19 protein-coding genes and 1 pseudogene are annotated in these 26,788 nt (G+C 37.5%); 16 read left to right on the forward strand and 4 right to left on the reverse strand.

What is annotated here, in order from left to right; genetic code table 11:
• Nucleotides 1-57 precede the first annotated feature (57 nt).
• Nucleotides 58-861, forward strand: coding sequence for a putative RNA methyltransferase (locus tag QSG86_RS05710; RefSeq protein WP_317030613.1), 804 nt, complete (start codon nt 58-60; stop codon nt 859-861).
• An 881-nt stretch (nt 862-1,742) separates the two neighbouring features.
• Nucleotides 1,743-2,333: a hypothetical protein gene (locus QSG86_RS05715; RefSeq protein WP_317030614.1), complete on the forward strand. Its 591-nt coding sequence runs from the start codon at nt 1,743-1,745 to the stop codon at nt 2,331-2,333.
• Here QSG86_RS05715 and ponA read toward each other — a convergent pair.
• Nucleotides 2,313-4,829 carry a penicillin-binding protein PBP1a gene (gene ponA, locus QSG86_RS05720; protein ID WP_317030615.1) on the reverse strand — a complete coding sequence of 839 codons (2,517 nt, stop codon included), beginning with the start codon at nt 4,827-4,829 and terminating at the stop codon, nt 2,313-2,315. The two genes, QSG86_RS05715 and ponA, sit on opposite strands and share 21 nt — an antisense overlap.
• A 163-nt stretch (nt 4,830-4,992) precedes the next feature.
• On the opposite strand from ponA, the gene QSG86_RS05725 reads away from it, so the two are divergent.
• The 13 genes and pseudogenes from QSG86_RS05725 to QSG86_RS05790 all read left to right on the forward strand — a co-directional run bounded on the left by QSG86_RS05725 (nt 4,993) and on the right by QSG86_RS05790 (nt 21,805).
• On the forward strand, nt 4,993-6,054 hold the full coding sequence (locus QSG86_RS05725) for a pilus assembly protein PilM (RefSeq protein WP_317030616.1): 1,062 nt from the start codon (nt 4,993-4,995) through the stop codon (nt 6,052-6,054).
• Entirely contained in the window at nt 6,051-6,695 is a 645-nt protein-coding gene (locus tag QSG86_RS05730) for a PilN domain-containing protein (protein ID WP_317030617.1), read from the forward strand. The genes QSG86_RS05725 and QSG86_RS05730 overlap by 4 nt, the downstream gene beginning before the upstream one ends.
• On the forward strand, nt 6,692-7,390 hold the full coding sequence (locus tag QSG86_RS05735) for a type 4a pilus biogenesis protein PilO (protein ID WP_317030618.1): 699 nt from the start codon (nt 6,692-6,694) through the stop codon (nt 7,388-7,390). The genes QSG86_RS05730 and QSG86_RS05735 overlap by 4 nt, the downstream gene beginning before the upstream one ends.
• Nucleotides 7,383-7,907 (forward strand): pilus assembly protein PilP, encoded by a 525-nt coding sequence (locus QSG86_RS05740; protein ID WP_317030619.1) that lies wholly within the window; start codon nt 7,383-7,385, stop codon nt 7,905-7,907. The genes QSG86_RS05735 and QSG86_RS05740 overlap by 8 nt, the downstream gene beginning before the upstream one ends.
• 28 nt (nt 7,908-7,935) lie before the next feature.
• Nucleotides 7,936-10,026 carry a type IV pilus secretin PilQ gene (pilQ, locus tag QSG86_RS05745; protein WP_317030620.1) on the forward strand — a complete coding sequence of 697 codons (2,091 nt, stop codon included), beginning with the start codon at nt 7,936-7,938 and terminating at the stop codon, nt 10,024-10,026.
• An 88-nt stretch (nt 10,027-10,114) separates the two neighbouring features.
• A complete protein-coding gene (gene aroK / locus QSG86_RS05750) occupies nt 10,115-10,612 on the forward strand; it encodes a shikimate kinase AroK (protein WP_317032679.1) in 498 nt (165 codons plus the stop codon).
• A 12-nt stretch (nt 10,613-10,624) separates the two neighbouring features.
• A complete protein-coding gene (gene aroB / locus QSG86_RS05755; protein WP_317030621.1) occupies nt 10,625-11,704 on the forward strand; it encodes a 3-dehydroquinate synthase in 1,080 nt (359 codons plus the stop codon).
• Between the two features lie 14 nt (nt 11,705-11,718).
• Complete coding sequence (locus tag QSG86_RS05760; RefSeq protein WP_317030622.1) at nt 11,719-12,528, forward strand: hypothetical protein; 810 nt, start codon at nt 11,719-11,721, stop codon at nt 12,526-12,528.
• Between the two features lie 954 nt (nt 12,529-13,482).
• Complete coding sequence (gene gltB, locus QSG86_RS05765; RefSeq protein ID WP_317030623.1) at nt 13,483-17,958, forward strand: glutamate synthase large subunit; 4,476 nt, start codon at nt 13,483-13,485, stop codon at nt 17,956-17,958.
• Between the two features lie 63 nt (nt 17,959-18,021).
• A complete protein-coding gene (locus QSG86_RS05770; RefSeq protein WP_317030624.1) occupies nt 18,022-19,443 on the forward strand; it encodes an FAD-dependent oxidoreductase in 1,422 nt (473 codons plus the stop codon).
• 195 nt (nt 19,444-19,638) lie between these two features.
• A complete protein-coding gene (locus QSG86_RS05775; RefSeq protein WP_410487513.1) occupies nt 19,639-20,190 on the forward strand; it encodes a LemA family protein in 552 nt (183 codons plus the stop codon).
• 17 nt (nt 20,191-20,207) lie between these two features.
• Nucleotides 20,208-21,254: pseudogene (locus tag QSG86_RS16650) on the forward strand (TPM domain-containing protein).
• A complete protein-coding gene (locus tag QSG86_RS05790; RefSeq protein WP_317030628.1) occupies nt 21,248-21,805 on the forward strand; it encodes a TPM domain-containing protein in 558 nt (185 codons plus the stop codon). Before QSG86_RS16650 ends, QSG86_RS05790 begins: the two are co-directional and overlap by 7 nt.
• 150 nt (nt 21,806-21,955) lie before the next feature.
• Here the strand turns inward: QSG86_RS05790 and QSG86_RS05795 are convergent, their stop codons facing one another.
• Both QSG86_RS05795 and QSG86_RS05800 read right to left on the reverse strand, forming a co-directional pair.
• On the reverse strand, nt 21,956-23,272 hold the full coding sequence (locus QSG86_RS05795) for an O-antigen ligase family protein (protein WP_317030629.1): 1,317 nt from the start codon (nt 23,270-23,272) through the stop codon (nt 21,956-21,958).
• Nucleotides 23,273-23,326: 54 nt separating this feature from the next.
• Nucleotides 23,327-23,782 carry a pilin gene (locus QSG86_RS05800; protein WP_317030630.1) on the reverse strand — a complete coding sequence of 152 codons (456 nt, stop codon included), beginning with the start codon at nt 23,780-23,782 and terminating at the stop codon, nt 23,327-23,329.
• A gap of 715 nt (nt 23,783-24,497) precedes the next feature.
• On the opposite strand from QSG86_RS05800, the gene QSG86_RS05805 reads away from it, so the two are divergent.
• Complete coding sequence (locus QSG86_RS05805) at nt 24,498-26,129, forward strand: O-antigen ligase family protein (RefSeq protein WP_317030631.1); 1,632 nt, start codon at nt 24,498-24,500, stop codon at nt 26,127-26,129.
• A 103-nt stretch (nt 26,130-26,232) separates the two neighbouring features.
• Here QSG86_RS05805 and bfr read toward each other — a convergent pair whose 3' ends face one another.
• The gene (gene bfr / locus QSG86_RS05810; protein ID WP_317030632.1) at nt 26,233-26,697 is read right to left on the reverse strand and encodes a bacterioferritin; all 465 of its coding nucleotides are present in this window, start codon (nt 26,695-26,697) and stop codon (nt 26,233-26,235) included.
• Between the last annotated feature and the right edge of the window lie 91 nt (nt 26,698-26,788).

Consider the following 26,788-nt stretch of genomic DNA (forward strand, 5'->3'; position numbering starts at 1 on the left):
GCAAAAAAGTCGGCAACTGCCGACTTTTTTATGTTTAATGCTGCTTTGGAGAGAAAAATGAATTTGCTGATATGTCCTGTATGTCATGAGTCATTACAGCTTAATGATAAAACTTGGCGCTGTGAAAATCATCATAGCTACGATGTCGCTAAGCAAGGTTATGTCAATTTACATGTGGTACAACATAAACACAGTAAAAATCCAGGTGATACCGTTACATCCGTACAAGCACGTCGTGCATTTTTAGCTGCTGGCCATTATCAGTTATTACAACAGGCGGTGGTTGATAAAATCGCTCAGTTACGGATTGAGAATTTATTAGATATCGGCTGTGGTGAAGGCTATTATACCAGTGCAATGCAACAACAAGTCTTGCAATGTGTTGGGGTCGATATTGCTAAAAATGCCATTCAAGTTGCCGCTAAAGTTAATCCTCAAGTCACTTGGGTGGTGGGTACTGGTGCAACATTACCAGTATTAAATCAATGTATTGATTTATGTAGTAGTTTATTTAGTCCAATTCCTAAAAGTGAAATTCTACGCGTCTTAAAGCCGAAAGGGTATTTGCTGGTGGTAACTCCTGCGAGCGAACACTTGTATGCGATGCGTGAAGCATTATTTGAAGAAGTTAAACCGCATGAATCAGGTAAATTTGTGGCGCAACTTTCTGATGCTTTTGAGCTGATTGATCAGACAATTGTTTCAAATGAGATGCTGCTTAATCAAGATGATTTAAAAAATTTAATTGCCATGACACCTTATGCCTATAAAGCTAAGGCTGAACGGCGTTTAGCTTTAGAACAATATCAACAGTTTACAGTGACTGCACAATTTCAAATCTATTTATTTCAAAAGAAATAGTGGTTTAAAATAGCTTGAATCTGACGATTATATTGCTATGTTATTGGCAATTTGGATCAGTGATAAGCATATAAACAGGCGATAAACTATAGGCGATGAGTGTTTAATGCTCATTAAAGTAATTTTTACAGATGACTTGATTGGCTAGATAAGGCCCTCGTCAAAAACGATCAGTATTTTAATGTCATGATGATCTTGGACTCACTTTTGAGCTCATGCGATTGGTTTGTATATCTGATATCTGATATCTGATTAAACAATACATCAGATCGTTAATATCGTGCTATGGTTATCCGTAATGATCAAATTTATGGCGAAAAGCAAATTGCATTTCGTCATAAAATAATCGAGGTTATGGAGACTGCTCCAGTGTGCAATATCATCTGCTTAAATACATTAGAGCTTTGTTTATCATACTAAAATTTGTTTTTTTATCCTCTATTTTTATCAATTTAATAAATTAAAAAATAACCAGCATTGAACAGTACATAGAGATGATGTTTTATTTTTAGCTATGATAGGACAGATCAACTTTGTTAGCACGATAAGTCGTGATAGCTCACCTTAATAAGATCACATCAGAATTATAAACAACAGGCTGGAAATTTTTTAATCCAGCGTCAACAATTCAGAGAGATTTTAGCTCTATGCCCTATATAACGATATTAATTTTTCCCTTATTTATCAGTACTCAGATTTTTGCTCAAACGACTCCAGAGATGATGACAGTCAGATCAATACAATCTATTTCCAATCAACAACAGTTGCAGGGTCAGACGCTATCCTTTACGAGACCACCATTAGCTGGTTCATTTATATCATTTAATCCAGATCAGCATACGACTAGGTCACAATCATGGCAAAAATTAAAAGATCAGCATATGATTAAGCCAGATCATGATTTTTCTTGTGGGGCGGTAGCGATGATTGCCTTATTGAATGATGATGACCAGCAAAATTTTATACAACAACAATTGTTCAGCAGTATAGGTCAAAAAGATGGCCCAGCTTCTTTTATAGATAGGCAAAAGGTTTTAAATGAATTGGATATTCAAGCTCAAGGCTACGCCATTTCACTGCATAGATTACAGCAGCTACAAATTCCTGTAATTTCAGCAATAAATCAGGATTTTGTCAGACTAACTCATCCTTCCTTAGGCCAGAAGATGCGAAGTGTACATCCATTGAAACGTATCTGGCTGACCCATGCTATCGATGGCACCAAGGGAAAAATTTTGTTGATTGTGCCAAAAGAAGTTGTGCTTGAAACACCGAAAAATTTAGTGTTTTTTAGAACATCTCAAAAATTTATCGCAGTGGATATATTCGATCATTTACGTTGTAGCAGTATTGCTCCAGATATGATTTTTTATGATGTGACTCAAAAAAAATCAGGTATTGAATCTCAATACCTGAATGAATCGTCTAATCGTTTTATCGATGATAAATCGTTACTCAATTTGTTGAATTAAATTCTCCAATGCATCAGCACGGCCTACAGGTTTATTGGTTGTATTATTACTACTGGATGGTTTTACGGCGATAGGTTCAGGCAAATCATCAAAGTCATTATTGCTCGGTGCAACATTAATGACAGGTGCTGGACGATAAATTGGTCGCGCTAAAGGTGGTGATGAACGATCAATGCTAGGACGTGGTATAGTATTGACTGTTCGATTTGGATCTTGTGCTTTAAGATCTAATTTGACCCATGCTTCTGGTGTATCTTTAAGTGCTTTTGCCATAAAGTTACTCCAAATCGGTAGCGCTGCAATACCACCATATTCACGGCGTCCCAAGGTTGTTGGTCGATCAAAGCCAACCCAAGCAATCGCAACAAGTTTGCCGTTAAATCCAGCAAACCAAGCATCTTTTGCATCATTGGTCGTTCCTGTTTTACCTCCCAGATCATTACGACCAATTTTAAGCGCAGCACGGCCTGTACCATGTTGAATAACATCTCTTAAAATATTGGCCATATCATAGGCTGAGCTGGATTTTAAAATACGTTGTGCTTGACGATATTGGCTGTTTTTAACAGTATTTTGTTTTTGTAGTAAAGCAGCTTGAGCAATCGCTTCATCACTAACATCTTTAATGACTTCATCATCTGTCGTCATCACGCTAGAGGATTGAGGATTTTTTTCTTGGGTAGAAATACATGAAATACATGCATATTCAGGGTCTGCTTTATAAATCACTTTACCATATGCATCCTCAATATAACTAATGAAATGAGGTTGGACACGATAACCGCCATTGGCAAATGTTGCATAGCCAGTTGCCATTTGTACAGGTAATACCTGTGGTGTTCCTAAGGCAATGGTATAGTTATTGGGAATTTGATTTTCTTGTAAACCGAAGTCCATCAGTAACTGCTTAGTTCGCTCAATACCGATCATTTGTAAAAGGCGAACTGATACTGTATTACGTGATAAATACAATGCACGACGTAATGGAATCATCCCTAAATAACGACCATCGGAGTTTCTGGGCGTCCATTTGCCAATGGTGATAGGGCTATCATTGACCATGGTATAAGGGGTCATACCACGCTCAAGTGCCAGTGCATAGACAAATGGTTTAATGGTTGAACCCGGTTGACGCCATCCTTGTACAGCACGGTTAAAAGTAGATTGATAAAAGTTATATCCACCGACAATGGCTTCAATGGCACCATTATTGGGATTCATTGCAATTAATTGACCTTGTACTTTTGGTGTTTGTACCAATGACCAATTGCTTAAATTATCGTCGGGTCTTAAACGAATAATATCTTTAACTTTAACCAGTTGTGATGCGGTATAAGGTGCTGCACCGACACTATTGGCATTACGGTAAGGTCTTGCCCAAGACATGCCTGACCAATTGACCGTCACAGTTGTGCCATTTTGTAATCGTGCTTCAAAACTTTTTTGATTAACTTTGGTGACTTCTGCAGGATAGGTATTGGCATAAGCAACAAAGTCGCTTAAAGGCTTATCATGTGCTTCAGGGCCACGCCAACCATGCCGACGGTCATAATCTTCAAGGCCTTCTTGCACAGATTCTTCTGCATAACTTTGCAGTTTGCTATTAATTGTCGTATAAACTTTATATCCAGAATCAATGGCTTGTTCACCAAATTTTTCAACTAATTCGGAACGAACCATTTCACCAACGTAGGGAAATTTATTGATTAAACTGCGATCTGGCATATTCAGATTAATCGGTTCAGCAATCGCAACCTGATATTCATTTTGACTAATATACCCCAGCTGTAACATACGGCCTAAAATCCAATTGCGTCGTTCTAAGGCACGATCTGGATTAACTACAGGGTTATATTTTGAGGGTGCTTTGGGTAAGCCTGCAATCATAGCCATTTGCGCAATGGTTAATTGATTTAAATTACGGTTGTAATAGGTTTTTGCCGCAGCAGCAATACCATAGGCATTCTTACCTAAAAAAATCTTATTGACATATAAGGTTAAAATTTCTTCCTTGCTGAGATTTTGTTCTATCTTTCGAGCTAAAAAAACTTCAGTTAATTTTCTTTTTAACGTTCTTTCTGGGCTTAAATAATAATTTTTTGCGACTTGCATTGTGATCGTTGAGCCACCAGTTTGTACATTTGAACCGGTAATTGCCTCACTCATTGCACGGGCTAAACCTTTAAAGCTAATTCCACTATGATCAAAAAATGCTGAATCTTCTGCAGCTAAAAAAGCATAGATAAACTTTTTGGGTATTTTATCATATGCCACAGGAATAGAGAGTTTTCCGCCATATTCAGCAATTAATTGCTGATCTGAGCTATAGACTTGTAATGGTTTTAATAATGGTGCCTTTTTAAGCATGGTCATTTCGGGTAGAGATGGCGCAATATAGAGATACATCCCATAAAAGCCCATTGGAATAGACATTGATATGATGATGATCATTAGAAAAAATGGGTGAATGCGCCCCGAGCAAGATAGCTTTTTCATAACAAGTAAGTTTTAATAAAGGCTTATAGCAAACGAATAAGCAGTCAGTATATCCTGTACGCATAGTGATTGTTAGATGAGATATTGTTAATCAATAAAAAAATATACGCATTTCAATCTATGAATAGCGGCTTAAAAAAAATAATAATAGGAATAAAATATTGTGTTTGGTGTACTTTCTCGGCCCAGTAAAGGGCTAGTTGGAGTAGATATTAGTTCTACTTCTGTCAAATTATTAAAGCTTTCTCTTAAAAATGATGGTTATTGCTTAGAAAATTATGCAGTAGTCCCTTTGATTGAAGGCAGTATTATTGAAAAAAATATTATCAATGCAGAAGCCGTGGTAGATGCAATCAAACAGGCAATGAAGCTGATTGCTGTGTCTAGACACGATGTAGCGTTTGCACTTCCAACCTCTCTGGTTGTGACCAAAACTATGGAAATGGATGCAGATGTACCGGACGATGAACGAGAAGTTCAAATTCGTCTAGATGCAGAACAGTATATTCCATTTCCTCTCGATGAGTTGATTCTTGACTTTGCGCTTGTGTCGAATGCCAAAAACTTAGCGCATCGTGTCAATATTTTGCTGGTTGCAACACGGATAGAAAATGTAGAAACACGTAGAAATGTTATTGAATTAGCAGGACTTATTCCTAAAGTTGCAGACGTTGAAATGTTTGCAATAGAAAATGTCTTGGGTACTTTTACCGATTTATGTCCTGTGGATGCTGGGATCATTGTCATTTTGGATATTGGTCATACGACCACAACATTATCCGTCTTAGAGCAATACCGAACGATTTATAATCGGGAACAGGTATTTGGTGGAAAACAGTTAACTGATGCAATCCAGCAGCATTATCATTTATCTTTTCTTGAAGCTGAATATCTTAAAAAAAATGCGTCATTGCCAGATGATTATCGTGATGAAGTTTTAGATCCGTTTCTAAATTTACTCATACAACATGTTCAACGTGCTTTACAGTTCTTTTTTTCCTCCTCTGCGATTAGTGATATTGATTATATTTTATTGACTGGTGGCTGTGCCAATATCATGGGATTAACCCAATGGTTACAACAAGAGTTAGGTTATCCAGTCATGATGATTAATCCATTCTTAAACATGAAGCTCAGTCGTAAAATTAGTCCTCAACAATTGGCAAATGATGCGCCAGCGTTGATCGTGGCTTGTGGGCTTGCGTTAAGGAGTTTTGATCAGTGATTAAAATTAATTTACTGCCTTGGCGAGATGAATCAAGAATTAAACGACGCAAAGAATTTGTCATGATGAGTGCACTGGTGGTGATTGTCGCGAGCATGATAATGATGATGATTGCTTATTTTTACCATCAACGACTGCAGGATCAATTACATGCTAATCAAACCATTATTCGTGCTAATCAGGCTTTAGATCAACAATTAAAGTCATTAGATGGTTTACAAAGTCAGCGTCAGCAAATTATTGAGCGTATGGCACTTATTCAAAGTTTACAGAGTCAGCGACCGATTGTCGTAAGGTTGATAGATGAGCTTGTCCGTATGATGCCAACGCCATTATTTTTGACTCAATTGACACGTAAAGATGATCAGCTTGTCTTGATCGGACATGCGGATAATCCAAATACTGTTGCTGAATTTTTAAGAAATCTAGAACGCTCCCCTTGGTATCGCAATGCATTGATGAACTCATTTGTAGCGAAAGAAAAAGAAACAGCGCAAAACGTGCAAGGTATTGTGATTCCGGTTGTGGAATCTGGATTTGGTGATTTTGTTGTTACGGTCGATATTACTGAACCTGAGCCACAGTCAGCTATGGATCAAGTTGTTGATCGTGAGCGACCATCATCTGAGGTGAATTCATGAGTATAAATCGTGATCCATTATTAGATCGACAGACATCGGATAGAACAAGCGATATTCGCTTTTTTAAGCTTCAACAACTCAGACAGCAATTGAATACTTTGGATTATCATAATTATGGTGAATGGCCTGGCATGATTAAAATCATATTTTGGATTTTACTTTTTCTGATGCTACTGGGGCTTGGATATTTTATGGTGATTCAAGCTAAAATCCAAGAAATTGATCAGGCATTTACTTTACAAACGACTTTACTGCATGAATTTAAACACAAGGATTCACAACTCAGAAATTTAAAACAATATCAATTACAGTTAATTACGATGCAGGAAAATTTTGCTCAACAACTACAAGCCTTACCGAAGGAAACAGAAATCCCAGCTTTGATTGAAGATATTCATATTACTGGACGTCAAGCAGGGTTAAAGCTTAAAAATATTGTTTTAGAGCCTGAAGTACAGCATGAGTTTTTGATTGAACAGCCGATTTCTATTATAGCAACAGGCGATTATCACGCATTTGGTCGGTTTGTCAGCACTTTAGCGCAATTATCTCGTATTGTCACACTGCATGATTTTATGATTACAGCAGTTAAACATCCCGATCGGCCTACGGATATGCCAAGTATTACTTATCATATGAATAGCAAAACCTACCGCTATATCGATACATCAGAAATAAAGAAAGAACATGAATAAATATCAAAGGATATTAGCCTTTTGGGGATTAATTTTATTGAGTGGATGCCACTCACGTAGTGATGATGTTAAGGAGCAGATGGCAAAGATTCAGCATCAGGCCACTTTGCCAGTTGAATCTAATCCAACATTAGTACCAGCGCCAATATTTGAATATTCAGTATATCAATTGCGTAGTCCATTTGTTCCTCATTCATTGGCAAATGCCTTACAACGAAGAACATATACCAAGATGGATTTGAATGTCTCTCGACCACGAGAAGAGTTAGAAAACTATTCACTTGAATCTCTAAGAATGAAAGGGAGCTTTAAAACAATTGAGGGAAATCCTTTTGCATTAATTCAAACGCCTGATCAAACACTAAAACGAGTTCGATTAGGCAGTTATATGGGGCATAATCATGGTCGTGTCATCAAGATTCAACCAAAAAGTATTGATTTGATTGAAATGATTGCAAATGGAGATGATGGTTATATTGAGCGTTCACGACGTTTGATTTTGAGTGATAATTTTTAATAACAATAATAGATAATAATAAATAACAATGATTTATATAGAAAAATATTTAAGATTAACTTATCTATGGATAGGTCAATGGTTGGTTGGGTTACTCTTATGTGCCACCATACAACCTGTTTATGCACAGTTAGCTATTACCCATATTGAATCCTCCCATAGGATAGATCAAGGTACCGAGATTTATATTACATTTAATGGCTTACCATCTCAGCCTATCGCATATCAACTCAAGCAACCCGATAGGATTGTGTTGGATTTTGATCAAGTACAGCAGCATGTTGTACAAAAAAAAATGGCCATTAAAAGTCCCGAAGCCACATCAATGGATCTTTCTTCTGATCGACAACGTTCACGTTTGCTGATTTATCTTGCAAATGCGGGTGCATTTACCACACGTATTGATGGCAATAGGTTTATTCTTAAAATTTATCCGGTGGAGCAACATAAAAAATTAGCAGATCATTCCTTATCTTCGTCGATAAAACAACAGCAAGGTCTTGATAAATTTAATTTTCAATCTGGTCCACATGGGAGTGGTCAACTGATTTTAACCTTATTTGATGCTGCTACACCGATCGATATTCAGCAACAGGATAGAAATGTCGACATTAAATTACTGGGTCACCCCCTCGCTAAAAAAATGATCGGTCATTTAAATGTTGCTCATTTAGCACCAGCGATTACTGCTGTGGATGCTTATAATCAAGCTGGAAATGGCATTATTCGTATCAATATGAAGACTGGTCATACATATAATGCTTATCAGACTGAAAATATTCTCACCCTCAATTTTCAACCCATAACTCAGCATCGTGGTGTGAATACATCAATGCTCCCGCTATATACAGGAAAAAAAATTTCTTTAGATTTTCAAGACATTGATATTCGACGTGTTTTACAAATATTGGCAGATTTTACCCATATTAATATGGTTGCAGCAGATAGTATTACAGGGCATATTTCTTTGCGTTTACAGGATGTTCCTTGGGATCAGGCTTTAGATATTATTTTAACAGCTAAAAATTTACAAAAGCGTCAAAATGGTAATGTGATGTTAATTGCACCTGTCACAGAATTTGCACAATCAGATGCAGAACGGGCTAAAATGTTGGCAGAGCAAGTCAAGTTAGCCCCTATACAGACTGAATATATACAACTGAATTATGCTAAAGCTGAAGATATTGAAAAGTTAATTAATTCAAATAAATCAGCAATGCAGCCTACAACTGCATCACATCATTCGTCAGAGAATCAAGAAAGTTTATTAAGTTATCGTGGTGGTGTTGCCATGGATAAAAGAACCAATACTATTATTGTGCATGATACAGCACCTTTTATCAGTAAAATTCGCAATATGATTGCCTTACTGGATGTTCCTATTAAACAAGTCATGGTTGAAGCACGCTTGGTGACTGCAGATACTCATTTTTCTCGAGAATTAGGCATAAAATGGGGGGTACAACGCCATTTAAATACAGCTACAGATTCATCTAATTCTTTATCCATTACAGATCGTACGATGCCATCATTTGATTTGGCCGTTGATTTGGCAACAAAAGCAGTAGGAACACTCAGTTTTGGATTATTAAATATTTCCGATCATATGTTGAATTTACAGCTCACAGCAATGCAAGCTGATGGCTTTGGTGAGGTATTGTCTGCACCCAGAGTATTGACTGCTGATAAACAAACGGCATACATCTTACGTGGCGATCAAATTCCTTATCAGGCTTGGAGTCAGACAACAGGGAGTAAAACTGAATTTAAAAATGCCAATTTAAAACTGGAAGTCACACCGAGTATTACCGCAAATGGTCAAGTACAAATGGCCCTTAAAATAGAAAAAGATACGATTGGACAATTAACAGAGGCAGGTTACACCTTAAAGACCAATAAACTAGAAACCAATGTGTTAGTTCATGATGGTGAAACTGTTGTATTGGGAGGAATTTTTGATGATATAAAAACCATTAGTGATCAAAAAGTACCTTTATTGGGTGATTTACCATGGATTGGCGCCTTATTTAAGCAGAATAAGAAAACCAGCATGCAATCTGAACTATTGATTTTTATTACACCACGAATAGTTAATGACACTGTTTCAAGAAATCATTAATATATTTTCAATTTAAGCAGAAATAATAGGTGACTCCTTGCTAGGCAAAGAGTTTGAAACCCTACCAAACATTTATTTGGTAGGGCCGATGGGAGCAGGAAAAACAACAGTCGGTCGTCACTTGGCAGAATTACTTGGACGGGAATTTCTCGATAGTGATCATGAAATTGAGCGTCGAACTGGTGCTACAATTCCCTGGATTTTTGATAAAGAAGGGGAAAAGGGATTTCGGTTACGCGAAACCACGGTGATTGATGAGTTAACCCGTCAATCTCAGTTGGTTCTTGCCACAGGTGGTGGTGCGGTAACAAATTGGCAAAATCGTTATTTTTTAAAAAGTCGCGGTATTGTCATTTATCTGTTTACGCCGGTTGAAATTCAATTGCAACGGACATATCGAGATAAAAATCGCCCATTATTGCAAGTGGAAAATCCAGAGCAACGTTTACGAGATTTGCTGGCAATTCGTGACCCACTCTATCGTGAGGTTGCTCATTATATTATTGAAACCAATCAAGGCGCAGCACGTGATTTGGCGCAAAAAATTTTAAACTTGATCGTTTCTAAAGCATTAACCTTAAAATAAAGCAGTTATATCATGCAAACCTTATATGTTGAACTTGGTGATCGCCGTTACCCTATTTTTATTGGTAGCCATTTAAATTCAAAGCAACTCCTTGAACCCTATATTCATGGCCAACAAGTTATGATTGTCACCAATCAAACGGTTGCTCCTTTGTATTTACAACATTATATTGAAGCATTACAGTGCCTTAATAAAAAGGTGGCAACTTGTATCTTGCCTGACGGAGAGCAGTTTAAAGATATAGCGCATTTGAATTTAATTTTTAATGCCTTATTGGAAGCGGGTTTTAACCGTGATTGTACTGTTTTAGCCTTAGGGGGTGGCGTGATTGGTGATATGGCAGGTTTTGCATCTGCTTGTTTTCAACGAGGTGTATATTTTATTCAGGTGCCGACAACTTTATTGTCTCAAGTTGATTCTAGCGTTGGCGGTAAAACAGGAATTAATCATCCGCTAGGTAAAAATATGATTGGTGCATTTCAGCAGCCACAAGTGGTACTTGCAGATATGACACAATTAAAAACTTTACCTGCAAGAGAGTTATCAGCGGGTCTGGCTGAAGTGATCAAATACGCTTTGCTTGGTGATGCTGAGTTTTTGTTATGGCTAGAACAACATATCGATCAATTGGTTTTAGGTGATGAAACGCTATTGGCTGAAGCTGTTTATCGTTCATGTGCACATAAGGCACGTATCGTTGCTCATGATGAAAAAGAGCAAGGTGAGCGAGCATTATTGAATTTAGGGCATACATTTGGTCATGCAATAGAATCTTATTTAGGATATGGTCAATGGTTGCATGGTGAGGCAGTAGCCACAGGAATGGTGATGGCTGCAGATTTATCTTGTAAAATGGGATGGATCAGCACAGATGACCTGAATCGAATTAAAGCGATTTTAGTTCGCGCCAAATTACCTATTGTTTGTCCTCAAATTCCATTAGATGACTTTTTAGCGTATATGGCGCATGATAAAAAAGTTTTGAACGGTCAATTGCGTCTGGTATTACTACAGCAAATTGGTCAGGCTGTGATTACGAAAACGTTCGATATTGAGCTGATGAAACAGGCAATATTGGCAAATCAACAATAAGTATTAGGTGTTTTATGTCTACACTCCACTCACCATCGCAAAAAAATCAGTCAACTATATGGCTTGTGTGTGGAGTGTGTTTGCTCTTTTTAGCATTTATTTTTTGGATATTCACTGAAAAAGATACGGTAACATTGATCGAAAAAGAATCGGAAACATCACTGGAAAGGCAAATTCAGCCTGAAAAAGTGGCTGCTACCACATATTTAGGGGGCTTGACTGATGAAGTGAAACCCTTAGAAAAAACAGTACGTATTCAAGCAACAGATAACCACGATGCTGAGTTTCGTGGCACTAAGTTTATTGGTGATCGTCAAAATAACTATACAATTGAATTATTTAGAACCAATAAAGAAGATGTCATTAAAGATTTTCTCAGAAGACAAAATTCACGTGATGGTTTCTTTTATATTCGTTTGTCTAGCGAAGATATTCCTGAGCAATATGTATTATTATACGGTGATTTTGTCAATCAATTTTCAGCGGATTCGGCACTAGGGAAACTGGAGATTGGCTTGCCTGCTTCAGTCAAACCTACTGTGCAGACTTTTAAAAACTATATGGCGGATGTAAATGATTTAGGCGCGGAAGAAATGGGACTGAATAATGCCTTATATGCAGTCAAATTAACGCCTGCACCGATACCTAAACCGGCAATTATTACTGAACCTGTGACACCTTCAGCGACATTAAATGTTGAAACACCGACTACGACCACTACAGTGACACGTAAAGATCAACAAGGTAATATTGTCGATATTCAGACATCACAAACTAAACCGCTTGCGCCAAGTAATACCAGTCAGTCAACCAATACACCATAGATGATTAAATGCCAATTTTGTTGAATGAAAAAACTACTCTAATTTTTAGTTTCAAGCAAAAAGACTGATCTGCACTGAGGTTTTACGCTGATGTCATCGCTTGGTCGTATGATGACAGAGATGACGTTGTTGAGCTAATGAGTTGATTGTTGAGATTTTTAAGTTTTATGATATATTAATTATTATTACTGTTTATTTTTAAATGAATTATGGCTTTTTAATGGCTATTATTTAGAAAAATATCATGATTGCTGGTCGCTAGAATAAGCTGTTGATCTCAATCATGACTGGGATATGACAGCTAATCAGTATAAAAATAGCATTATCTGGTTTTGAGTTTTGTACCTCAGATATTGGGTTTAGAGCCAAAATGGTTTTAAGCCATGTCGATTATTATTTATACATTCAATCAAGATTTTTTTGCGTATGATTTTTTAACATACAATCCTATGTTTCAGCATGTAGCTCTGTAAATGCATCACATACTGCTGTTGCATCATGATATTGCACTGAATAATCACCAATAGGGGGCCAAAATGAAGCAGTATTTTTGATCTGTTTTTAAATATGCACATAAAGGGTGCAATTAGATTCATCATCGTGCTATTAGCTGTTTATAAATAACAAAAAAACACTGAATAACTTGAAGGATTGAATAAATTTAAAAGTTGGCACTATTTTTGCTTTATTGGTGCATGAGTTGAGTAAATGTCACTATTTTGGCGCAAAAAGATTCAATGAGTATGCGAAAATGTTCTGAATGTTTGCTTCGTTTAAGTGCGTAATAGTCACAAATAGTTTTTTATCTCCTTATGATTAAATGATAGTTTAATCATATAGACAATGTTGTGAATCATACGTTTTTCTGTAAGTCATAAAGACTAAATCGCAATATAAAATTTAGATTGGTTTAATGCTCGACAGAGCAAGTGAAAAGAAGGGTACGCTATGCACATGCCATCGCCTAATACTGTAGCTCCCGCTCAAGGTTTATACCAACCGGATGAGTTTAAAGATAACTGTGGTTTTGGTTTAATCGCCCATATGAAGGGAGATGAAAGTCATGATCTGGTCAAAACTGCAATTCATAGCTTAAGCTGTATGACCCACCGTGGTGGTATTGCTGCAGATGGTAAGACCGGGGATGGTTGTGGCCTTCTTTTAGCAATGCCCAAAGCTTTTTTTCGTGAAGAAGCTAAAAAGATTAGTGATATTACACTCAGTGAAATATTTGCTGTAGGCAGCATATTTTTAAACCTAGATCCAGCATTAGCCGCACATGCCAAAAATATTTTAACTAAAGAAATTGAAGAAGAAGGCTGTCGTGTTATTGGATGGCGTGTCGTTCCAACCAATAATGATGCTTTAGGCTCGATTGCTATGCAGTCATTGCCAGCATTTGAACAAATTTTTGTTAACTGTCCAATGGGCGTTACAGAAGTTGAATTTAATCGTAAATTATTGATGGCGCGTCGTCGTGCTGAACAGCAATTAACACAAGATCCATATTTTTATGTAACGACATTATGTTCAACTGTGATTAGCTATAAAGGCTTGATGATGCCATCTTATATTGCTGATTTTTACACAGATCTGGCAGATGAGCGTTTAGCATCACATATTGTTGTTTTCCATCAACGTTTTTCTACCAATACTTTACCACGATGGCAATTGGCACAACCTTTCCGTTATTTAGCACATAACGGTGAAATTAATACGATTACCGCGAATCGTAATTGGGCGATTGCACGTACACCAAAATTTAGCAATGAATTGTTGCCTGGCCTAACCGAACTGAATCCTATTGTGAATCTTACTGGTTCTGACTCTTCTAGTTTAGACAATATGCTAGAAATTTTAGTCGGTGGCGGTATGGATTTATTCCGTGCATTACGTATGTTAGTTCCACCTGCATGGCAAAATGTGGAAACTTTAGATGCTGATTTACGGGCATTCTATGAGTTTAACTCTAAACATATGGAAGCATGGGATGGTCCTGCAGGTCTGGTCATTCAAGATGGACGTCATGCAATTTGTATGTTGGATCGTAATGGGTTACGTCCTGCACGTTGGGTGATTACCAAAAATGGTTATATTACCTTAGCATCAGAAATTGGTGTTTGGGGCTATGAACCAGAAGATGTGATCTCTAAAGGGCGTGTTGGTCCAGGTCAAATTTTAGTGATTGATACCTTTACTGGTAAATTACTTGATACCAATGATGTGAGTCAGCATCTAAAACGTATGCGCCCATATCGTCAATGGTTACGTGAAAACTCTGTACGGATACAAGGTAGTCCAGAACTTGAAGAATATTTATGTGATCAAGGCTTAAAAGGTGATGACCTTAAAGCGGCACAAAAAATGTTTATGGTGACCTTTGAAGAACGTGATCAATTATTGCGTCCAATTGCTGAGAGTGGTCAAGAAGCTGTTGGATCAATGGGTGATGATACTCCAATGGCGGTTTTATCACGTCAGGTACGTCATGTTTCAGATTATTTCCGTCAACAATTTGCTCAAGTGACCAATCCTCCGATTGATCCATTGCGTGAATCGATTGTAATGTCATTGGAAACATGTTTAGGACGTGAACAAAATGTGTTTGAACAAAGTCCAGAACATGCTGATCGTTTGATCATCTCTAGCCCTGTATTGTCTAATTCAAAAATGCATCAAATTCGTACATTGGGGCGTGCAGGTTATGAAATTGCAGATATTGATTTAAATTATCCGCAAGAAGAAGGTTTAGATGCGGCAATTTCACGTATTTGTGAACTATCTGCTCAAGCAATTCGTGATGGTAAAACATTGTTGGTATTATCGGATAAAAAAATCCGTCCAGGTTATTTACCTGCCAATGCTGTGATAGTGACTGGAGCCGTACATCATTATTTAATGAAAGTAGGTTTACGTACCGATGCTAACCTCATTATTGAAACGGCATTAGCCCGTGATGCACATCAATTTGCCGTCATACTCGGTTTTGGTGCAACGGCAATTTATCCTTATCTGGCCTATGATGTGATCAATGACTTGATTGCAAAAGGTGAGCTTTTAGGTGATCCAATACATGCTCAAGCTAATTTCCGTAAAGGCATCGAAAAAGGCTTATTAAAAGTTCTGTCTAAAATGGGAATTTCAACGGTTGCATCTTATCGCGGTGGACAGCTATTTGAGGCAGTGGGATTGTCTGATGAAGTTGTTGCCAAGTGCTTTACAGGTGTTCCGAGCCGTATTCAAGGTGCAACTTTTGCCGATTTAGAAAATGATTTAAAACAATTGGCGGATTTAGCATGGAAATCACGTAAACCGATTGATCAAGGTGGCATGCTTAAATTTGTCTTTGGCAAAGAATATCATGCATTTAATCCAGATGTGATTAATGCTTTGCATAAAGCGGTTCGTTCCGGAGATTATGCAGATTTTAAACAATATGCAGAGCTTGTTAATCATCGTCCGATTGCCACAATTCGTGATTTATTTAAATTAAAAACTGATCAGTCTATTGCACTTGATCAGGTTGAATCTGTTGCAGATATTTTACCGCGCTTTGACTCTGCAGGTATGTCTTTAGGTGCTTTATCTCCTGAAGCACATGAAGCGATTGCCATTGCAATGAATACCATTGGCGGTCGTTCAAACTCTGGTGAAGGTGGTGAAGATCCTGCACGTTACGGTACGATTCGTAATTCAAAAATTAAACAAATTGCCTCAGGACGTTTTGGTGTAACGCCAGCCTATCTTACATCGGCTGAAGTTTTACAGATTAAAGTTGCACAAGGTGCCAAACCGGGTGAGGGTGGACAATTACCTGGCGGTAAAGTTAATGGCTTAATTGCACGATTACGCTATTCTGTTCCTGGTGTGACCTTGATTTCACCACCACCACATCATGATATTTATTCTATTGAAGATTTGTCACAATTAATCTTTGATTTAAAACAAGTTAATCCACAGGCAATGGTTTCGGTCAAATTGGTTTCTGAACCAGGGGTTGGTACTATTGCGGCAGGTGTTGCCAAAGCTTATGCTGACTTTATTACCATTTCTGGTTATGACGGTGGAACAGCAGCTTCGCCACTTTCTTCCATTCATCATGCTGGTTCACCTTGGGAGTTGGGTTTAAGTGAAGCGCATCAGGCACTTCGTATTAATGATTTGCGTGGTAAAGTGCGTGTACAAACCGATGGTGGTTTAAAAACTGGTCTCGATGTTGTTAAAGCCGCTATTCTCGGTGCTGAAAGCTTTGGTTTTGGTTCGACACCAATGATTGCACTTGGCTGTAAATATTTACGTATTTGTCATCTCAATAACTGTGCAACAGGGGTTGCAACCCAACAGGATCATTTACGTCAGTCACATTATATTGGCGAGCCAGAAATGTTGATTAATTTCTTCCACTTCATTGCTGAAGAAACACGTGAATGGTTGGCTGCGCTTGGTGTTGCTCGTCTTAAAGATTTGATTGGTCGTACAGATTTGTTGGAAGTCTTACCTGGTGAAACAGATAAGCATAGCCATCTTGATTTAACGAAATTATTAGTATCGCATCCTGCTGCTGAAGGCAAAGCACAATATTGTCAAGTTGAAGGCAATGCACCATTTGATAAAGGGCTTTTGGCTCAACAAATGGTGACAGATATGTTACCTGCCATTGATGCACATACGGGTGGAGAATATCGTTATCAGATTGGTAACTGTGATCGTTCGATTGGCGCACGTATTTCGGGTGAAATTGCACGTCGTTATGGTAACTTAGCAATGGAAGATCAGCCGATTACCATGCACTTAACGGGCACAGCTGGTCAGTCACTTGGCGTTTGGAATGCGGGTGGTTTGCATATTCGCTTGGAAGGCGATGCAAATGACTACGTCGGTAAAGGTATGGCTGGTGGGCGAATTTCCATCTTCCCACCAAAAGGTTCGCCATTCCAAACACAAGAAACAGCGATTATTGGTAATACCTGTTTATATGGTGCGACAGGCGGTAAACTATTTGCTGCAGGTACTGCGGGTGAACGTTTTGCTGTACGTAACTCTGGGGCTTTTGCTGTCATTGAAGGTGCTGGTGATCATTGCTGTGAATATATGACAGGTGGTGTGGTGACAGTATTAGGTAAAGTCGGTCATAATTTTGGTGCAGGTATGACGGGTGGATTTGCTTACGTGCTTGATTTAGATAATGACTTTGTTGATCATTACAATCATGAGTTAATTGAACTCAATCGTATTTCTACCGAAGCAATGGAAGAACATAAAACCTTCTTATGTCGTATTTTAGATGAGCATATTAAGGAAACTGGTAGTGCTTGGGCGTATAAGATTCGCAATGAGTTTGATTTTTATGGCCGTAAATTCTGGTTGGTAAAACCAAAAGCTGCCAACTTACAGACTTTACTTAAAACAACTCAAGCAGATCCACAGTAATTCCACGACCAAGATATAGGCAGGTGTAAGTCATAAAACTTACGCCTACCCACGGAGAGAGACATGGCAGAGCGCCTAAACAATGACTTTCAATTTCTGGATGTGCCACGTCAAGATCCAGAGAAAAAAGATTTAGCTGTCCGCAAAGCTGAGTTTGTGGAAATTTATAAACCGTTTACCGCCGAAATTGCAAAAAATCAAACACATCGCTGTTTAGGTTGTGGTAACCCATATTGTGAATGGAAGTGTCCAGTCCATAACTATATTCCAAACTGGTTAAAACTGATTGCAGAAGGGCGTATTTTTCAAGCAGCTGAATTATGTCATCAAACCAATACTTTGCCAGAAGTTTGCGGGCGTGTTTGTCCACAAGACCGTTTATGTGAAGGGGCTTGTACCTTAAACGATGGTTTTGGCGCAGTGACCATTGGTAATGCAGAAAAATATATTAATGATACTGCTTTTGCTTTGGGCTGGCGCCCAGATATGTCACATGTTCAGTGGACTGATAAAAAAGTGGCGATTATTGGTGCAGGCCCAGCAGGTTTAGGCTGTGCAGATATTCTGGTGCGTGCGGGTGTAAGACCGGTTGTTTTTGATAAACGTCCAGAAATTGGCGGATTACTTACCTTTGGTATTCCAGAATTTAAAATGGAAAAAGACGTGATGAAACGCCGCCGTGAAATTTTTAGCGGAATGGGCGTGGAATTTCGGTTAAATACTGAAATTGGCCGTGATGTGACCATCGATCAACTATTAGCAGATTATGATGCCATCTTTATGGGAATGGGAACCTATACCTATATGAAAGGTGGTTTTGCTGGCGAAAATCTAGAGGGTGTATACGATGCACTTGATTTTCTAATCGCTAATGTCAATCGTTGCCAAGGTTGGGAAAAAGATCCAGCTGAATACATTAGTGTTGAAGGTAAAAAAGTGATTGTACTTGGCGGCGGTGATACTGCAATGGATTGTAACCGGACCTCAATTCGTCAAGGTGCAGAATCTGTAGTGTGTGCTTATCGTCGTGATGAAGAAAATATGCCGGGTTCACGTCGAGAAGTTAGAAATGCCCGAGAAGAAGGTGTGGAATTCCAGTTTAACCGTCAGCCGATCGAAATTATTGGTGAGCATGGTAAAGTTACTGGGGTTAAGGTTGTGACAACTCAGCTTGGTGAAGCAGATAGTCGTGGCCGTCGTAGTCCAGAACCAGTGCCAGGCTCAGAAGAAATTCTCGCGGCAGATGCAGTACTACTCGCTTTCGGTTTTCGTACCAGTCCTGCAGATTGGTTTAGTGATGTGAATATTCAGTTAGATAGTTCGGGGCGTGTTATTGCGCCTGAGCAACAAAGCTATAAATTCCAGACCTCTAATCCAAAAATTTTTGCGGGAGGTGATATGGTACGTGGCTCTGATTTAGTGGTTACTGCAATTTGGGAAGGGCGTCAAGCTGCCGAAGGTATTCTAGATTATTTAGATCTCTAAGATAGAGGTATCGATTTTAAGATCAAAAATCCGCTTAGGCGGATTTTTTTATGTCGATATGACTGTATAAATAAAATAAACAAATCGATTGAAAAATAAGGTTAAAATGAATTTATTTAAAAGCAATAAAATGAAAAAAATTAGGGGTTTTACGCTGTGAATACCATAAAGAAAAGTATTTTAGCACTGCTATTGATGAGCAGTTTAACATTGGGTGGATGTGGATATAATACCTTGCAAGTCAAAGATGAGGCAGTGATTGCTGCATGGTCTGAAGTTCAAAACCAGTATCAACGTCGTGCAGACCTTGTACCCAATTTAGTCAATGTGGTTAAAGGCTATGCAAAACATGAGCAGCAGGTTTTAACCGAAGTTACACAAGCACGTGCGAATGTTGCAGGGATTAAGGTCGATAAAGATGTGTTACAAGATCCTGCATTATTTGAAAAATATCAACAAGCACAGGCACAAATGACCAGTGCATTATCACGTTTGATTGCTGTTTCAGAAAATTATCCAGATTTAAAGGCAAATCAACAATTTAGAGATTTACAGGTGCAGCTTGAAGGGACTGAAAATAGAATAGCCGTAGCACGCAATCGTTATATTACCACCGTACAAGACTTTAATGCTTATGCACGACAGTTTCCTCAAGTGATTACTGCAAAAGTGATTGGCATGCAAACTAAGCCAAATTTTGCTGCAGCACCGGATGCACAGCAAGCACCACAAGTTTCTTTTGAATAATATTAAAGAATAATGCCATGTTGAATTTTATAATGCTGTGGCTGCGATATTATTTGCTTGCTGTTATGATGCTGATTAGTGTGTTTAGCATATCCTTGACGTATGCACAACACAGCATTGCTCAACCGATAGAAAACAGTGTTGTGTCGACAGAACAAGTAACTGAAAAGCAAACCACTCTAGCATCATCATCTGCACCTGTTACAGATAGATCTGCTATTGCTGCTGATTTAACGACAACATTGCATCAGCTACCTACTTTAAATCAGCCTATTATTGATTCAGCCAATTTATTGTCTGCTTCTGATCAGGCACGTCTACTCAGCCAGATCAACACTTTATATCAACAGGCTCAGGCACAAGTCGGTATCATTATTATTCCGACAACAGGTTAAGAATCCATTTTTGATTATTCCATGCGAGCAGCAGAAGCTTGGCAACTGGGTAGTCAAAAACATGATAATGGTTTATTAATCACGGTCGCAGCTCAGGATCGTAAAATTCAAATACTGACGGGTTATGGTTTGGAAGGCGTATTACCTGATATTGTGTTAAATCGTATTATCCGTGACAAAATAACCCCATATTTTCAGAATCGTCAATATGGTCAAGGATTATCAGAAGGATTAATAGAGATCCAGCATATACTGGATATGGATCCTGAGGTTGCAGCACAAGCTGCGCAAGAACTACAACAGCGGTATGAAACAGCATTGCTTGAAAAACAAAATCGTGAATATCTGAGAAATGCCGTCGGCATAATTTTGTTGCTGGGTATCTTGGCATCTTTTTGGGTTGGAAATCGTTTAAGCTCAGCGACTGCGGGTGTTGCAGGTGTTGTTGCTGGCTTGGTCTATGGCATGGGAATTTTAAGCAGCCTTTTGATTGGTATTGTCGTGTTCTTTTTACTGATTACCAGCATCGCCCAAACGGTTTTTCAACTATTATTGACGATGATTGGTCGTGGCGGTGGATCAGGTGGTGGATCTAGAGGTGGTGGATCATCCGGATATCGCGGCGGTGGAGGAGGTTTTGGCGGAGGAGGTGCATCTGGCTCATGGTAACAAGATCTGATACAACACATATACTGACGCCACCTAAGCTGGTTGAGTTTGAACAGCCCAGTTTAACAAGATGGCTTAAGCATTTTTTTTATGTATCACGCACGAATAAAATCTTTAATTCACAAGTATTGGCAGGTATTACGCAAGCTGTAGAACATGCTGAACAAGGCCATCATGGTGAAATACAAGTGGTGATAGAGGGACATATTCCTGCTCATCAAGCCTATTATCAAAATGTATCTGGTCGTGCGAGACAATTATTTGCGCAATTGGGTGTTTGGGATACTGAATTCAATAGCGGTATTTTACTATATATTAATTTATGTGAACGTCGTATAGAAATTGTGGTTGACCGCGGTATACAGCAATATACAGCGCAATCTATTTGGGATGAATTATGTCAGCAGATGGCTGTGCAGTTTAAGCAGCAACAATTTAATGAGGCTATTTTAGCGGCTATCCATCGGATAGGTGAAATTTTAAATATTTATTATGAGAAAGAGTTGGGGCAGATTGATAATGAAATTAATAATCAGCCGGTGATTTTATAGTGGTTTGATCTATAGCATACAAGCAAGCGTAGAGCTAAACTCATTTCTGACGCTCGTACAGGATTCTTAATAAAGTTTTTTTATCTCAAATGTTTGTCGATTTTAAATTCTATTGTATAAACCGCTCGCTTCACTATATGCGACGCTATTTTAGCCGCCGCATAAATGAAGTTGAGTCGCATCAAGCCAAAATCGTGGCGGATAAATACAATCAGGCAGCCAGTAGTGCTGTGCTGTTAGATCCTCTAGATGTAGTGTAATCATCGTGATGCTACTGAATAAAATTATCAGCGCCAATAGATATGGTTTTTTTTGCGTCCATATCATGGGCGTAGATTGCTGGAGCATTGCATTCAAAATAAGCATCAATCCCCATAGATTCAGGATTTGACTGAGTGGATAAATCAACGTACCAGAAAATAGTATATTCATTAAAAAAGAAATTAAAAATCCAATTAAAAATATCGGTAATTGTTGATGTAGATCGTAAATTTTTTTAATGATATAGATTAAAAAAAAGGTCATGATTAGACCCGCCATTCCCCATTCTGCTAGCCACTGTAGTATCCAATTATGTGGATGTGCTGAAAATAAATACGGCTGTTGAAAAATAAAATTGCCACCACCTACCCCTAAAATGGGTGCATCCAACCATAACTGAATAGATTTAATCCATAAATCTATACGTCCAGATGAACTGGTTCTGATTAAGGGTGAGCCAATATTTTCAATCTGTAATGTTGTTAAAATAGCATACAGACTACATGCAGCTAAGGTACTGATGATCGAGGGTAGTATCACCCTAAAGGATTGACGATAAAATAAGCCAAGCAGTAATAAAGTACTAAAAATAGCCAAAAGATTAGCACGTGCGCCATTAAGTAAGAACGATAAGTTATATAAAGTTGCGACCAGAGTAAGGCTGAATTGAAGTATTTTATTTGTTGTTGTCGATTGCCAAAACCAAACTAAAAATAGGCAAGGTAACAGTGCATCATCCAACATACGGTAATTAGGAAAATATCCATACCACTGTATTGGATTACCTTGTAGTTGTTGCACAATTGATACAGGCAAAAATATAAGGCTGAATAATGGTAGCAGACTTATAATTTTACTGGCGTTTAAAAAAAATTGAGGATGTAGATTTGCCTGTACAGTACATATATACAGTGAGGTACAGAGCAAGAACTGTAACACTGCATCGGTGATGGCAATTTTAGGTTGTAATGCGCAGTAACTGCTATACAACATCAGTGCAAGCATCATTGCGATTAACCATTGATGCTGAAGAGGTAGTTGTATATTCTGGCGCATAAACAGTAATTGATTTGCTAGCCAAATCAAGAGTAGTACTTCGATAATGCGCCAACTGTCATAGGGAATAACTGCGGGAAAAATATACTGGCCGGAAAAAATCCACAGTATAAAGATAATAATCAGTATAATATTAATTTTAATAAGCATAATCAAATAGATAGACCATAACCTTATCTGATAAGGCTATGGTCTTACTTGGCGTTACGAACCAGACAGTAGGAGGGATTGTGGCAGTAAATCATCTTTAATGGTGGTATTCTTATCTTTAACTAATACGCCATTACTATTGACAGACATAGAAATTACTTTTGAAGCAATTTTGTTTGATACCCCTTTACTTCTAAAGGTATATTCGATACCGCACACTAAATTATTCTCTGCCGCAGTACCTGAAACTTGAGTAATTTTACCAACACCATATTTACCATTCATAATATCGGTATCTGTAGCAGCATTACCCCCATTACTAAAACAAGAATTATTCTGTAAGTTAGTTTGAATCGCTGTTTTAAAGCCTGCTGCTAAAGTCATAGCTTCAGAAACTTGTGAACGAGCAATATAGTTTTGATATGCCGGAATGGCAATCGCTGCCAAAATTCCAATAATGACCACAACGATCATTAATTCAATAAGTGTAAAGCCTTTTTGAGTATTCATATATTCTCTCAAGTAGATTAATTGATGTGTTTTATTTTTTTCATAAAGCCTATTTATTATTTTTAGCTCTACGATATTGTTAGCATTAAGCAAAGAATATGCCATATTTTTTTTAATATAAAAATCAATAGCTTGTTTTTTTATTTCATTAATTAATATGGTCATTTTAGGTAATTGAGTGACAAAAAATGTCAGTTTTTTAAAAAAATGGTCACATCAATAAAATTGAGCTTATGCCTCAAGATTGAAATGAGGAGGAGTTGCAAAAACAGCTTGAATCAAAGAGAGCATTTGTTAAAAAGCATCATCAACATTGTTATTGTATTGAGCATAAAAGCGTGCTCTTTAATGTTGGAGAGATGAGTGAATGCTAAAGCTATAGGACACAATATGACCTATGGCATTGTATATTAAGGCTATAGCTGTTTTTGCTGTTAATATCGAGTGAGTAAAATGTCCAAACTGTCTATAAAAGCTCAATATGCTAAGTCCATCAGCATTTGAGATGAATCTTATATGCAATTATCGTCATGATTTGAGTTTTAAATATTTCAATAGAAAAGGTGAATTGTTGTCTATCTATGATAGAGCGCAGTAGAGTAAAGGCGCATCAAAGCTACGCTAAGTACATTACTCGAATGCCATTAAGTTGATTAGGGCTTTTATTTTAATTCAGCTAAAATAGACAAGATTCTTAAATTTTAACTTAAAGTAAATGAACTTTTTTTTAGTTTTACTCGCAAGCGTTTTTATTTCATTGGCCTGGTTGATTCCGGTGCACTATCGACCCTGGGTAACATATACTGGAGAGCTTTATGCATTTCTAGCCTTATTTACGGTAATGGCATTGTGTTTAAGACAAAAAGTACAACTTCCTAAAATTACTTTACCTTTAATTTTACTGGCTGTTATTCCATTTCTACAATTCTTTTTCGGTCAAATCTTTTTCTTTAGCAATGCACTTATGGCTTTTGCTTATGTTTTTGGATTTTGGATGGCCATTATTATTGGTTTTAATCTGAGTACAGGACAGTTTAATCGAGAAAAAACATTTACTTATTTAAGTTATGTATTGCTTATTTCAGGAACATTAACTGGATTAATCGGTTTTTTACAGTGGCTTAATTTAGACACGGTTTTGCCTGGTATTACTCCTTTGAATAGTGCCAGACCTTATGCCAATTTTGCACAGCCGAATAATATGGCCACTTTTTTGCTAATGTCTTTATTGGCAGGTTTATATCTTTATGAAACCAAAAAAATTCAAAGCAAATGGTTGGTATTGGCAACTCTAATGATGTTGGTGACTCTGGCGTTGAGCCAGTCAAGAACATCATGGGTTGCCTGTGTATGTATTGTATTGTATTTGGCATACCAACAATTTAAAGGTTATGTGCATATTAAATGGTATTTGATGAGCACGTGGTTATTGATTTTTATAGGCCTTATCTTTTTGTTCCCGGCTATTAGTAGTTATTTAACACAATTGACGGATACACAAATTAAATCGGTTGATATTGCTCGACGTGCAACAGGTGATTTATCACGTTTAGCTATTTGGCAACAAATGGTTCATGCTGTTGAATATAAACCTTGGTTTGGTTATGGTTTTTATCAAACGGGTGTGGCATATACTATCATTAGTGAATTCTTCCAAGGTCCTGTTTGGATTCGTAGTGCGCATAATTTTATTTTAGATTTTATTTTATGGAATGGTTTAATTATTGGATTACCATTTCTTGCCTATTTTGCTTATTGGGGTTATCAACTCAATAAGTATGTAAACAGTATAGAGTCAGTTATTGGGATCCTAATGGTGGGTGTATTTGTTGTTCATGCACTGTTAGAGTTTCCGCAAAATTATGCTTATTTTTTATTGCCGGTAGGCTTTATTTTAGGCATTGTACAAGCACAGCAAATTCAACAAAAAACCATTGCCTTGGCAACAACATGGATGCGTATGATTTATGGCTCTGGCATCATCTTGCTGATTTTGGTCTATCGTGATTATGATGTGCTGGTTCCAAAATTAGCAGAATCGATGCGTTATGAGAAGCAACCTGAAAAAATTGTTAAGCAAGATTCAATTTATATTTTGAGTGAGTTTAATCATCGTATTGCGTGGGTACGTTTAAATCCGTATAGCCATGTTTCACCAACTGAAATTGAGAATTTTTCTCATATTGTACTGTTATATCCAACCAGCTATAACTTGATTAAATTTGCTAAATTATTGGCATTTAATGGCGATGAAGCACAAGCTAAACATCAGCTTAAAATATTAAAAATTTTACGACATAAAGATATTGCTTATGAAAGTCTATTACCTTCCAGTGAAGTCCGCTAAATAATTTCAGGATAGGGCAAAACCAGAAAATTAATAAGCCAGTGCTTATCGCACTGGCTTATTGATGACTTTAAGTCGGGTTAAATCTAATGGCTAAACCCCATTAAATTTGACTTTGGATATAATTTTCAGAGCCAATAGTTGCTGCTAGATCAAGCTGGGTTGTCGTCCAATCTAGATATTCTTCTTCTTTTTCTAGAATATTTTTGATGAGATCACGTGTCACATAATCCAAATGTTGCTCAGCAATCAGCACTGTTTTTTGTAATGCTTCAATATTTTCTTTTACTTTGCGTACATCACAATTTAAAACTTCAAGGGTATGTTGACCAATATATAATTTCCCTAAATGTTGTAAGTTAGGTAAGCCTTCTAAAAATAAAATACGTTCAATAATTTTATCAGCATGTTTCATTTGACGAATTGATTCTTTATATTCAGCAGAACCTAATTGTTCAATACCCCAATCATTAAACATGCGTGAATGAAGAAAATATTGATTAATAGCTGTTAGATGATGATATAGCACCTGATTTAACTGATTAATAACATCACGATTGCCTTGCATAACTATTACTCCATTCACGATCATGAGCAATTTCGCCGTAAAATGCGCTTTTGCTTATATTAATTTTGATTATATTAACCAACAGTGGCAT

Source organism: Acinetobacter sp. SAAs474, assembly GCF_032823475.1.
Taxonomy (GTDB): Bacteria; Pseudomonadota; Gammaproteobacteria; order Pseudomonadales; family Moraxellaceae; genus Acinetobacter.